We start from the raw sequence: 11,529 nt of genomic DNA on the forward strand, positions 1-11,529 counted from the left end.
AATCCTTTTGAAAGTTTTTGTCCCACCAAATGTGGTGGTGATCGCGCCCTTCTTCAAGCAGGTGTTGTGTCACGCTCCCGTGAGTCGAGCAAGGGCGTCGTCCATGGCGCTGGCAGGCAGTTCGATCAGCCGCGGCGCCTCGGTGAACAGCAAGGCCGCCTTGACCGTGCGGCCGGGATAGAGCGGCTGCAACAGCGCGCGGTAGAGCGCCAACTGCAGGACATAGGCCGGCGGCACCTCGGCCAGAGTGGCGGGCGCCGGCCGGTTGGTCTTGTAGTCGACAATCGATACCGTGTCCGGCGTTACCGCCAGCCGGTCGATCTTGCCGGAAATCGAGCGCTTCTTGCCCTTGACCTCCAGGCTGCCCATGATCGCAACCTCGGCACGCGACGATGGCGCAAACAGCTGACCGAAGCCGGGATCGGCAAGGATCGATGTGACCGACGCCAGGGCCTTTTCACGCTCTGATGGCGGCCAGTCCGCACCGGTTCGCAAGAGATAGCGTTCTGCCGCTCCCGCACGTTCGGGCTCGGCAATACCGGGCAGCATCTGCAGCAGTTTGTGGAGGGCGAGCCCACGCAGCACGGCAAAGCCGGGCTCGGCATCGGCGTCGAGCACCGGCGACGCCTTGTCGACAACGGCTTGCTTGCCTTCGTCGATCAGCGCCGAGGCGCCCGATGGCGACAACGGACGCGGCAGATCCTCGAAGGGCAGCAAGGGCCGGAACAGCGTCGCCGGCAAAGGCCCAAAAGCGTCGGCCTGCCGTACCTGCTCGGCGGAACTTGGCGCGACGGGGGGCAGCTTGGTGACATGGAAACGGTGCACCGGCTCGCCGCCGGCGGGATGCGCACGCTGCTCGCTCTCCGGCGCACCGATCAGCGCGCGGCTGACGATCGAGTGCCAGGTGCCGGCGTTCGGCGCCCGCTTGCCATGATAGCCGCAGACGATCAGCCGGTCCTCGGCACGGGTCATGCCGACATAAAGCAGCCGGCGGTATTCGTCGTCGGCGAGTTCTCGTGCCCTTGAGGCCGCCGCTTTCGAAAAACCGTTGGCGACCTCGCTGGCCGAGCGCCAGAGATAGCCCTTGCCATCCCAGTTCGCGCCGGAGCTATCGAAGGGCATCAGGCGCGGCAAATGCTGGTCGCTGAACGGCGCGGAACCGCCATCGACCAGGAACACGACGGGCGCTTCCAAGCCCTTGGCGGCGTGCACGGTCATGACCCGGATCTCGTCGCGGGTCTGGTCCATCTCGCGCTTGATCTCGGGACCGGCGTTTTCCAACGTCGACAGGAAGGCTTCCAGCCCCGGCAGGCCGGTTCGCTCCTCGGCAAGGCAGAAGCTCAGGAACTCGTCGAGAATATCGCCGGCTTCGGGCCCGAGCCGCGCGATCATCTTGCGGCGCACGCCATCGCGCGCCAGCAGGGCGGCATAGAATTCGAACACCGGCTTAAACGCGGCTTCGTTCGTCCAGATGTCGACCTGGGCGACGATCTTCGCCAGTCTCTCGCTTTCGCCGGCGTGCTGTCGCAGCGATGCAATCAACGACAGACCAGCCGGCCTCTGCGCGGCGAGCGTGAAAAGCGCCTCTTCCGGCAGATCGAAGATCGGGCTGCGCAACACGGCGGCAAGCGACAAATCGTCCTGCGGCTGGATGAGGAGGTGACCGAGCGCGATCAGGTCCTTGACCGCGATGTGCCCGGGCAGGCTCAGCCGGTCGGCGCCGGCAACCGGAATGTCGCGGCGTTTGAGTGCGCGGGTCAGGGCATGGACGAAGCGATCGCGCTTGCGCACCAGCACCAGCACATCGCCCGGCCGCAGCCGCTTGCCGCGGCCTTCGATGATTTCGCCACTGCCGATCCAGCCGGCGATGGTGGCGGCGACGTTCTCGGCCACGCGCACCGCCGGCGCGTGCGCATGGTCGATGGCTTGCGTCCAGTCGTCGGGCTCATCGACAACATCGGCGCCGACCGACGGCCACACCTCGACATAGCCCGGCGCGTCGGTGCGGATCGCCTGGTGGCGAAGCGGATCGGGATCATGACTGATGCCGCGCCGCACGGCTGGATCGGCGAAGACGCGGTCGACCGCGGTCAGAACATCGTCGGTCGAGCGGAACGACCAGGTCAGCTTGAGGTCGGCGAAGGACGCCTCGGCGTCACGCACTCGTCCGGCAAACAACAGCCGGCTGTCGGCGAAGGAGTCCGGGGCCGCACCCTGGAACGAATAGATCGACTGCTTCTCGTCGCCGACGGCGAACACCGTGCGATGGACCCTGTCGCGTGCGCCAAAGCCGGCAAAGAATTCCTCCGCCAGCCGTTTCACCACTTCCCATTGGTCCGGACTGGTGTCCTGCGCCTCGTCGAGCAGGATGTGGTCGATGCCCTGGTCGAGCTTGTACTGCACCCAGGGGCCGGCGTCCGGCCGCGCCAGCAGGTTGACGGTGCGGGTGATCAGGTCGTTGAAATCGAGGAAGCCGCGGCTGCGCTTCAGCATTTCGTAGCGGGCGATCAGCCAGTCGGCGATGGTCAGCGCGGCAGCCGTGCCTTCAAGCATCCGGAACAGGGCCAGCCGATCGGTGGTTTCGACTATGGCGTTGGCGGCCGAGAGATAACGCTCCGCCAGATCCGGCAACCGGTCGACCAGGGCCTTCTTGAAGGCCTTTGCCGGGTCGTAAGCGTCGCCATCGGTCTTGAGGAAGGCTCGCGCGAGCAGTTGCAGGCGGCGAATGGGATCGCCCTCGGCAAAAGCCTGCCGCGCATAGGGCAGGATGTTGTTCAGCACCGATCTGGCGTCGGTGGCCTCGGCGGCGTGGGCGAAGCCGGCAAAATAGTCGGGCAGGAAGCCCGGCAACGGCCATACCGAAGCGGCTATGCCCTCGGCCGTCTGGCCTGGATGGAAATGGAATTCGTCGAACAGGGCCTGGAAATGCGTGCCATCGCGCCCGACCGCCTCGATGAAATGGCGCAAGCCGTCGCGCTTGCGCACAATCTCACCCAGCAAGGCGTCGAGCCCGGCTTCGCCGCCCCGATCGAGAATGGAGGCAAAAGCCTCGGCCAGATCCCTGTCACCGGCGGACGTGCCCGAAATCATCTCGCGGCGCGCCGCGGCAAACAGCGATGCCTCCATCTGGCCGTCGAGCATCTCGAAATGGGCCGGGATGTTGGCCTCCAGCGGGAACTGGTGCAGCACCGATTCGCAGAAGGCGTGAATGGTCTGGATCTTCAGCCCGCCGGGCGTTTCCAGCGCCTCGGCGAACAGGCGCCGCGCCCGGCGCATGGTCTCGAGATCGGGCCGGCGCCCCTCCAGCGCCTCGACCTTTGCCGCCAGATCCACGTCACCAAGCGTCGTCCACTCCGACAGTGTCGAAAAGACCCGGTTCGACATGTTGGCGGCGGCGGCGCGCGTATAGGTCAGGCACAGGATCTTCGACGGATCGGTGCCGCGCAGCAGCAGCCGGATGACGCGCTGGGCCAGCACATGGGTCTTGCCGGAGCCGGCATTGGCCGACACCCAGGCGGAATTGCCGGGGTCGGCGGCGCGGGCCTGGCTGGTCGCGGTGTCGCTGGGAATGGGATAGGCCTTCTTCATGCCTCCCCTCCCTCGTCGCCGGCATCGCCGCCTGCCGACCATTCGAGCACGCGGGCAAGATGGTCGTAGTCGCCATCCGTCTCGCCTTCGCGGAACGGCAGCGCGCGCGACAGATACCCGGTCGCAGCGTCCGCATAGTGGATCAATAGCTTTTCCAGCCGTGCCCAGGCCTCTTCGGCAAGATCGGTCGCGGTCCGCGGCTGGCGGTTGTGTTCGAGGATGGATTCCTCGAACACCTCGCCATTCGGCTTCAGCCTGATGAAAGCCAGTTGAGAGGGCTCACGCACGCCCAAATCCTTGAAGGCGCCGCGCCTGAGCAGCGCGCCCTCCAGCGCCAGTTGCGGCGCAAGCAGTGTGTGCGCCTGCGCCTTGGACGGCGAGGAGCCGGTCTTGTAGTCCAGTATGTCGGCCATGCCGCCGGCCAGAAGGTCGACCCGGTCGGCGTAGCCGGACAGCGTCACGCCGGACTGGCCGACAACGGTCTTTCCGGCGCGCTCCTCGGCATGGCGCCTTGTCACAGCATCAGCGCGCGTGCGCTCCCACTCGATGATGTTGGCGGCGAGTTTCTCGAAGCGCGGCCACCACACCGCCTCGACATCGGCCGGAAGGGCGGCTTCGGCAAAGCAGGCGCGGCCGGCGGCGATGAGGCCGGCAAGCGCATCGGGAGCGCGCGGATCGGCGACGCTGCCTGAGAACAGGTGCAGGATGGCGTGAAACAGCGTGCCGCGCTCGGCCGCACCGGGGTCGCGGATGACCGGATCGAGCGGCATCAGGCCGAGGATGCGTCTTGCATAGACGGCGTAGGGATCACGGCGCAGGGTCTCGATCTCGGTGACCGAGAAATGCGTCGGGCGCACCGACAGCGGCGGCTTCGGCTGCGGCCGTGGCGCGAAATCCTGCCTTGGGCCGGCATCCAGCGCGCGCGCCCAGGCGAGCAGCTCGTCGCCACGCCGGCGCAGCTCCGCTGCCTGGTCGCTGCCGATGAAGGTCAGCAGCCGCTGAAGCCAGCGCGACGGCACGGCGGGTGCATCGCCGGCACGTGCCGAGCGGGACAGCACCACCTTCCCGGCGCCCATGGCCATCTGGAAATCATGCGCGGCAAGGCCGATACGCCGCTCGGGCGGTTCGAGGTCGATGCCGGTCTTCATCAGCCGCGACATGAAGCGGTCGCTCTCTGGCTTGCGCGGCCATACGCCCTCGTTGAGCCCGCCGATGACCAGCGTGTCGACGGTCTGCAACCGGGCTTCCAGCGCGCCCCAGATGGCGATGTTCCGGTCGGTGCCTTGTGCCGGCTTGACCGTTTCAGGCGCGATCAGCGCCGCCATGATGTCGGGCCACTCGGTCGCCGCGAAGGACAGCGAAGCCGAAGCCGCGACCAGCCCGCGCAGCAGTTCGGCAAGCTTCTCGCCGGCGTCACCGGCATAGAGTTCGCCAAGGCCGCCGTCGGCGATGCGGCCGAGATTTTCGAGTGTCACGACACTGGCCCTGACAAGCGCGGCAAGGTCGGCGTCATCCCGGCCTCGGAAGGCTGCGAGCGGCGCCAGCGCCTGCTTGAGACGTTCGAGCAAATTCCGCGCAGTTTCGATAGAGCGCACGGTCAGCCGGGAAAACCAGAAGGGCTGTCGGCTGCCGCCGCCCAAGCCGGTGAGGCGGGCTTCGAACAGTTCCGGTAGCGAAACGATGTCGGGGCGGCCTGTGCCGCCGCGCAACGCCACCAGTTCGATCAGCTCCGCCGCGTGGCGCACATCGGCCCGTTCGAGGCCGAGGCCGAGCAGCGGATGCTTGAGCAGCGACAGCAGGCCAACCGGATCGCCTGGCCGGAACAGTGCCTCGAGCGCCAGCCTGAGCAGGCTGGCCGCCGGGGTGTTGGCGAGCGGTGTGCCACCGGAATCGTCGGCAACGACGCCGAAGCGCTGGAGCTCGATCGAGACGCGCCGCGCCAATGCGCGGTCGCCGGTGACGAGAGCCGCCCTTTGGCCGGGCTGTTCGACCGCGCGCTTGAGCGCGACGGCGATGGCGACGGCCTCATCACGTTCGCTGGCGGCTTCGAGCAAGGTCACCTCGGCGAAGGCGCCGGCAATGTCGGACGCCGGGAAACCGGCACGTGTCTCGGCCCAGAGTTCGGTGGTTTCGGCCGGCCGCAGCGCTTCGCCGACAAGGGCAGCGCGAAGCGCACGTCGCGGTTCGGCCACGCCAATCTCCTCGACGTCGCCGCGCAATACGCCGATCTTGCCGATCAGCCTGGCCAAGCCATATTGCGGGTGGCCGAGTACGGCTGGACGCGCGCCAGGCGCGGCAATCGCCTGGAACGACGCTTCGTCCAGCGTCCGGTCGAGACCCGGCAGCACGATGGCGCCGCCGGGCAGGCGCGCGATCGCGGCAAGCAATTCGGCCGTCGCTGGTATCGAGCCGGTCGAGCCTGCGGCGATGACCGGGCCGGTGGGCGGATTGCGCAGCAGCCGCGCCGCCTCGGCGCGGATCAGCGCACTGCGATGCGCGGCCGGATTGGAGCGGTCGCTTTCCGCGAGGAATTTCGGCCAGGCTTCGGTGACGATGCCGAGGAATTCGAGCGTCACCTGCCACCATCCGGCGAGATTGCCGGTCACCAGATCGGTGAGCTTGGCCCAGTCGGTGCCTTCCGTTTCGATCTCGTCCATCAGCCGGGCGAGATCGCGCGCCAGCCAGATCGCGTCGGCGGTGGAAGCCGGGATGACGATCTCCTCGGCGAAAAGGGCGGCGACATGCGCCGGCAGCTGGCGTTTCCAGGCGCGCGCCAGCGGCGTCAGCAGCAACAGGCGTTCGGTTGCCGAAATCGGCGGCGCCAGATCGATGGCCGCCGATGCCTCGGTCTCGAACGCGGCCTCATCCTCGTCGAATTCGCCGAGTGGCCGGATGACCGGCAGGATCGCCGAGCCGCCGCCGCCGCGTGCCGCCAGGCTGTCGACGAAGACACCCCGCAAGGCACGCGCGGCACGGCGTGTCGGCACATAGATAGTAACATCGGCCAAAGCGAGCGGGTCACCGTCGAATCGAAACCCCGGAACAAGACGGCCGGCAAGCAGCGCCTCGGCAAGCGTCGGCAGAAACGGCGCTCCGGGCGGGATCGAGAAGACGCGGCTGGAGCCGCTCATTGCGACTCGATGAGCGCACCGGCGACCGCCGCTTCCGCGAGCGGTACGGCATCGGGCGTGCCGACGGTGATCCAGTGGCCATGCATGGGCATGCCGAACAGGCGCCCTGCGGCGATGGCGGAATCGAAATAGGCGTTGAGCGAGTGCGGCCCGGCCGGTGCGCCCTTGAACAGGCGCGGATCGACGATCGCCGCGCCGGCATAGATCAGCCCCGCCGGATCCCCCTTTGAACGCCGCAAGCCGCCATCCGGCGCCACCAGGAAATCGGTGCTGCCGCAGTGTCCGGTCGCCTGTTGGAGATCCGCCAGCATCAGCAGAATATCCATTTTCGCCGCGTCCCATGCAAGGGCGAGGCGCTGGAGATTGAGAGGACCGTCATCGATCCAGAAGGTGTCGGCATTGAGGATGTAGAAGGGTCGCTCGCCCAGTTCCGGCAGCGCCTTGACGATGCCGCCGGCCGAATCGAGCAGTTGTTCGCTCTCGTCGGAAATGACGATTTTTGGCGCACGGCGCGCGGCGACATGGGCGAGGATCTGTTCGGGAAAATAGTGGACGTTGACCACGGCCTTCGCGACACCGGCGGCAGCCAGGCTGTCGAGGCTCCAGTCGAGCAACGTCTTGCCGGCAATCCTGACCAGCGGCTTGGGAATGGTGTCGGTAATCGGCCGCATGCGTTTGCCAAGGCCGGCGGCAAGTACGATGGCGGTGTCCGGTCCTGCTGTCACAGCGCTCGCTCCTCCAGCAAACCGTGGGCATCGTAGAACTCGCGCAGGCTTGCCAGCGCCGGATGAGACAAGGCCCGGCGCAGATAATCGCGAATGCGCGGCAGGTGTTTTAGATAATAGGGCTTGCCGTCGCGCTTTTCGAGGCGGACGAAGATGCCGAGGATCTTGGAATTTCGTTGCGCCGCCATGATGGCGTAGGATTCCAGGAAGCTTGCCTCGTCGAAAGCACCGGCTGCGTGGCGCGCCGCGACATAGGCATCCAGCGTCTTTCTCTCGATCTCGGGCGACATCGTAACACGCGCGTCCATGGCCAGCGAGGCGACGTCATAGGCGGACGGGCCGATCAGCGCGTCCTGGAAATCGACGATGCCCAGCCGATCATGCCCTGAACGGTCGCCGCGCCAGATGATGTTGGGCGAATGAAAGTCGCGCAGCATCAGCGTATATTCGCGGCCGTGCAGCCGGTCGAGGAGCGCGCCCCATTGCTTGTGGTAGCCGGCGCGCAAGGCACCGCTTGCCGGGCTGCCCGTTATTGCCGGCACGTACCAGTCGACCAGCAGATCGGCCTCGATCATCATGGCCTCGCGGTCGAAAGGCGGGACATCGTGGAAGCCGCCATGCCCTGTTTCCAAGCGCTGCGGCCAGGTCCTGCCATGCATCATGGCCAGCAGCTCGGCCGCCGCCGCGCAGCGCTCGGCCAGCGGCTGGCCATCGCTGCCGAGAAAGCCTGCCGAGCCAAGATGTTCGAGCAGCAGGAATCCCTGCTCCTGGTCCTCGGCATGGATTTCCGGAACGCTGACGCCGCCTGCCTTCAAGGCGCGGTCGATGGCGACGAAAGCGGAAACCGACTGGGCGGTGTGGGCGATCTCGGCATAGGGCTTGCCGTCGCGGACCGGCGGGCCGAGCACCAGCCGTGGCGAGTTCATCAGCACTTGCGGCTTTTGGCCCGGCAGCGAAACGATCTCGTAAGAGCGGGCAGAAGCATCGCCAATGAAATGGCGGCGCTGCGCTTGCGCCCAGCCGGCGCTCACGAGAAAGTCGCGCATGGCCAGCGACCGTGCGGCCCGATCGAAGGCAGGTCCCTGCCCCGACAATCGTGCCAGCCGGCCGTTGCCATGCTGGACGAGCTCGATCAGGACCGTGGTTTTCGGCAGATGGGCTTCCGCCCGCTCCGGCCATTCGACCAAAGCAGCACCTTGCGCCAAGGCTTCGTCGAACCCAAGCTCATCGATCTCGTCGGCCGAGGACAGGCGGTAGAGATCGAAATGATGCACCGGAATGCGGGTGTCGTAGCTCTGCACCAGCGTGAAGGTCGGGCTCGGAACGTCGAGGCCGGCATCGTCGGCCAAGGTCCTGATCAAGGCCCGCGCCAGCGTCGACTTGCCGGCGCCCAGATCGCCCTTCAGGGCAAGCACGTCGCCTGGGCGCAGCGACAGCGCCAGATCTTCGCCCAGCCGCGCTGTCTGGGTCTCGTCGGCGAGTAATCGCTCCAGCACCAGTCCGGTCATCGAACGCGCTACTCGGCCGCGGCACGGATGCCCGGCATGTCTGGAAAGGTGCAGATGACGGTCGTGCCCTTGTCCTTGCCGGTTTCGATGCGAACGCTGCCGCCATGCAGCTCGACGAAGCTCTTGACGATCGACAGGCCGAGGCCGGCGCCGCGCCGGCGGCCACCATTGGCGCGCGGCTCGAAACGGCGGAACACCGAATCGAGCACATCGGGCGGCATGCCGGGACCGTCGTCATGAACCGAGAATTCCACCCCATCCGCCAGGTGGCGGCAAGTGAGCCGGATGGTGCTGGCTTCCGGGGCGTAATTGGCGGCGTTGCTGAGCAGATTGTAGAGGATCTGGCGGACGCGGACCTCATCGCCGTGAAACGTCTTCGGCGCCGAGGCTGCTTCGACCTCGAGCCTGATCGAATGCTCTTCCAGCCGGTCGGCCACCAGTTCGGCCGCAGCGGCGATGGTGCGATCGACCTGCACCTCGGAAATATCGAGCTGCATGATGCCGGCGTCCACCGTCGCCAGGTCGAGTATGTCGTTAACGATGGTGAGCAGGACCGCGGAGGAGGAGCTGACATGCTCGACATATTCCCGCTGCTTCTGCGTCAGCGGACCGGTCGTGGGCTGTGACAGGAGTTCGGTGAAGCCGATGATGTTGGTCAGCGGCGAGCGCAGTTCATAGGAAACGTGCTGGACGAATTCGTTCTTGAGCTGATCGGATTTTTGCAGCGCCTCGTTCTTGTCCTTCAGCGCCCGCTCGACATGGACGCTGTCGGTGACGTCGACGAAGGTCATCATCACCTGCCCGTTGGGCAGCGGGATCATGGCGTAACTCAACACGTTGCCGTTGTTGAGCTCGGTCTGTCCGTGGCGGTCGCGGCGCTCGTCGTCGAAGCCGGTGACGGCGGCAACAAAGCCGGGCCAGGGGCTGTCCGCCGCCTGCCGGTCGCAAAGGTCGCGGATGGTGGAAACATGGACGCTGGGCTTGGCCGCTTCGCCGCTCAATCCCCAGAGCGTGGCAAAGGCAGGATTCGACAGCCGGAGCCTGCCGTCGGGTCCGAACACCGCTACGCCTTCGGCAAGATTGTCGAGCGTCTCGCCCTGGACCCGCACCGCTGTCTGGTAGCGGCTCTCGAGGTCCATCTTCTCGGTCAGGTTCTCGAACACCCAGGTCACGCCGCCCTTGGGCTGGGGGTTGGCGACGACGCGGATGGTCTTGCCATCCGGCAGATGCCACCAATGTTCCTGGGATTCCACAGCGCGATAGGCGCCGAGCAGGCCTTCCTTCCAGCGGCGCCATTCAGGCTGTTCGGCGATCTTGCCTTCGCTGCGCAGCCGGTCGAGCAGCAAGGCATTGTCTGGAGCGCTGTGCAGGAAGCCTGCGTCCAGGCCCCAAAGCTTCTGGAAGGCCTGGTTGAAGAACCGCAGCTTCTCGTCGGTGTCGAAAATGGCGACCGCCGTGTTGAGCTGGTCGAGCGTGTCGGCGTGGCTTCGCACTGTCCGTTCGTATTCGCCGCGAACGGCTTCGATGGCACTGGTGTCGCAGGCAAGGCCGGCCGAGCCATCGCTGCCGGCGAAATCGGTGACCGCGAACACACGGCGATCGCCTTCGATCACGGTGGACAGCGACTGCTCGAAAACCGGATGCGTCCTGTGCTGGGCGGCAATCGCATCGCGCGCCTGGCCGCCGAGGAACTCTTTCTTCTCCCGAACCGCGGCTTCGGCATTTTCGGCTTCGACGGCATCGGCATAGGCGCGGTTGACCCACCTCAGCCCGCCATCCTCGCTGCGGAGCCACGCCGGCATGTTCAGCGCGTCGAGCAGGCCGATCATCGTGTCGTGGTCGGCGGCCAGCCGCTGGTTCTCGATCTTCAGCCTGGCCTGGCTGCGCTGCGTCTCCGAGAGCGAGACGAAACGCACGAGCACATGCGCGGCACTCTTGCGGCCATGCACTTCGAGCGGCGCACCGGCCTGCGATTCGATGACCAGGTCGAAGGGTTTGGCCTTTTCGCGCAATCCCGCGACGGCATGTTCGAGTGCCGCCGCCGAACGCGGCATCAGCCAGCGGCCGAAAGCAAGAAAAGCGGCCCTATCCTCGGGAGCGCCGCTTTCGACGGGCAATGTGCCGATGAGCTCGGGCTTCTTGTTTTCCGCAGCCCAGACGACGACGCGCTGGTCGCGCAGATTGAGCAGCGCCTCGGAACGGCGGAGCGCCGCGTTGATGTCGGCGAGGCGGCTCCTGAGTTCGACATTCTCCGCCGAGGTGCGGGCTCTTTCGCGGATGAGAACGATGGCCGATATCAGTGCGGCACCCGTCACGCCGACGAACACTGCAAGCTGCATGACATCAATGGCACTCACCGACAGTCCGGCGACGCTGGCAACAGCGGTCTCGGCATGCGCGGCGGCGCCGGCCAAGGGCCCCGCGAGCGCGGAGGTGGCAAGGAATGTCGACGCGCGGGCGCGCCAGGACAGGCTCCCCCCTTCCAGGGCGGAGCCAGCAATCCCCGAATCGTCATGGCCGCCGGAAACGGCCCGTCCCGCTCTGTGCGGGTGTTGCCCCGGCATGTCTTGGTCCTCT

Annotated in this window: 5 protein-coding genes; all 5 read right to left on the reverse strand. The window is 66.6% G+C overall.

The window, feature by feature from the left end:
* Positions 1 to 69 precede the first annotated feature (69 nt).
* From addA to M729_RS0105780, 5 genes are read right to left on the reverse strand one after another with little or no spacing between them, the layout of a single operon-like run.
* Positions 70 to 3,588, reverse strand: coding sequence for a double-strand break repair helicase AddA (addA, locus tag M729_RS0105760; protein ID WP_027161025.1), 3,519 nt, complete (start codon positions 3,586 to 3,588; stop codon positions 70 to 72).
* Entirely contained in the window at positions 3,585 to 6,719 is a 3,135-nt protein-coding gene (gene addB / locus M729_RS0105765; protein WP_027161026.1) for a double-strand break repair protein AddB, read from the reverse strand. The genes addA and addB overlap by 4 nt, the downstream gene beginning before the upstream one ends.
* Positions 6,716 to 7,444: a nucleotidyltransferase family protein gene (locus M729_RS0105770; protein WP_013528329.1), complete on the reverse strand. Its 729-nt coding sequence runs from the start codon at positions 7,442 to 7,444 to the stop codon at positions 6,716 to 6,718. Before M729_RS0105770 ends, addB begins: the two co-directional genes overlap by 4 nt.
* On the reverse strand, positions 7,441 to 8,952 hold the full coding sequence (gene tsaE / locus M729_RS0105775) for a tRNA (adenosine(37)-N6)-threonylcarbamoyltransferase complex ATPase subunit type 1 TsaE (protein WP_027161027.1): 1,512 nt from the start codon (positions 8,950 to 8,952) through the stop codon (positions 7,441 to 7,443). The genes M729_RS0105770 and tsaE overlap by 4 nt, the downstream gene beginning before the upstream one ends.
* An 8-nt stretch (positions 8,953 to 8,960) precedes the next feature.
* On the reverse strand, positions 8,961 to 11,516 hold the full coding sequence (locus M729_RS0105780) for a PAS domain-containing sensor histidine kinase (RefSeq protein ID WP_027161028.1): 2,556 nt from the start codon (positions 11,514 to 11,516) through the stop codon (positions 8,961 to 8,963).
* Positions 11,517 to 11,529: the final 13 nt, after the last annotated feature.

It is taken from the genome of Mesorhizobium sp. WSM1293 (genome assembly GCF_000513875.1).
Taxonomy (GTDB): Bacteria; Pseudomonadota; Alphaproteobacteria; order Rhizobiales; family Rhizobiaceae; genus Mesorhizobium; species Mesorhizobium ciceri.

Coding starts and splice junctions, on each gene's coding strand:
- addA (WP_027161025.1), bottom strand. CDS start 3,588: ATGAAGAAGGCCTATCCCATTCCCAGCGACACCGCGACCAGCCAGGCC.
- tsaE (WP_027161027.1), bottom strand. CDS start 8,952: ATGACCGGACTGGTGCTGGAGCGATTACTCGCCGACGAGACCCAGACA.
- addB (WP_027161026.1), bottom strand. CDS start 6,719: ATGAGCGGCTCCAGCCGCGTCTTCTCGATCCCGCCCGGAGCGCCGTTT.
- M729_RS0105780 (WP_027161028.1), bottom strand. CDS start 11,516: ATGCCGGGGCAACACCCGCACAGAGCGGGACGGGCCGTTTCCGGCGGC.